The sequence below is a fragment of the Rhizobium sp. TRM96647 genome (assembly GCF_025780115.1).
Taxonomy (GTDB): Bacteria; Pseudomonadota; Alphaproteobacteria; order Rhizobiales; family Rhizobiaceae; genus Mycoplana.
In genome coordinates, this window is record NZ_JAOXHF010000041.1 from 1 (window position 1) to 1329 (window position 1329).

The window sequence follows — 1329 nt, forward strand, 5'->3', positions numbered from 1 at the left end:
CATGTTATGGGATGGACGCCTCCCTCCGAACCTTCAGAATGAAGGGCCAGCTAAAGGAGGAAGTCATGACATTCGAATTGCTAGCCATCGATCTCGGAAAGTCGTCATTCCATCTGCACAGCATCGCTTCGGATGGCACTATTCTTTCGCGTAGAGTTAGCCGATCGAAGTTGGCTGAGACAGTGAAAGCGATTGCCCCGAAGACGGTCGCGATGGAAGCCTGCGCCAGCGCTCACCATTGGGGGCGGCAATTCAAGGGTGATGGACGAGGGGTTTTGCTGATCAATCCTCGCTTCGTGAAGCCCTTCGTGCGTGGCTCCAAGAACGATGCGGTCGATGCAGCGGCGATTTATGAAGCGGCGACACGTCCAACCATGCGGTTCGTACCGCTCAAGTCGACCCCACAGCAAGACCTTCAGTCGTTACACAGAATTAGAGAGCGTCTGATCGTTCAGCGTACATCGCTCATCAATCATGCACGCGGCCTTCTCGCCGAATATGGAATCATTTTGCCGCAAGGACCGTGGCGTTTTGCATCCCAGGCACCCTCGGCAGTCGAGGACGCGGCCCTCTCCGATCTCGGGCGAGAGCTATTCCTCGAACTCCTCGACCAGCTCACCGATGTGAATGACCGAGTTGGCCGGCTCGACAGGAAGATTAGCGAGATTTGTCGTGAACGAGAAGATTGCCGTCGTCTGTCCGAATTGCCAGGCGTCGGTCCGATCATTGCAACGGCACTCGTTGCTAGCGTGGAGGACGGACGTCACTTTAAATCCGGGCGAGAGCTGGCGGCTTGGATCGGGCTGGTCCCGCGACAATATACGACTGGCGGCAAACCACGGCTTGGCGGAATTGGCCGCCGAGCGAACCATTATCTACGTCGCCAGATGATCCATGGCGCACGCGCAGTTATCAGCCGACTTGCCAGTCACGACGATCGCCGATCGCAATGGCTGAAAGAGCTCGTCGCTCGCCGGGGATTTAATAGAGCGATCGTGGCGCTTGCCAACAAGACCGCGCGGGTAGCATGGGCCCTGCTCACGCGACAGGAGCGCTATGCCGCACAATAGTCGATTGCCAATCGTTGCCTATAAGGCAATGATGAATGCGAGTAAGAACTGATGGCGTAACGGCACGGGCCGCAGCTTCGGATCCTGATCTACGACAAGGCCACAAAGGCCGATCATGTTATGAGGACAGAGGTAGCGGACTCCCATCAAGGCCAGGAGCGTGATCGCTCCAGTGATAGGCCGGATAGATTCACGCATCCAATGCCGAGTGCCGCCAAATGTTCATCTCGCCCGGGAGGCGTCCATAGATTGTCGTAGA

The 1329-nt window shown here is 56.9% G+C and carries 1 pseudogene; it reads left to right on the plus strand.

The window, feature by feature from the left end:
* The first annotated feature begins 140 nt into the window (after positions 1–140).
* Positions 141–1122, plus strand: a pseudogene (locus OCK02_RS26095) (IS110 family transposase).
* Positions 1123–1329 lie beyond the last annotated feature (207 nt).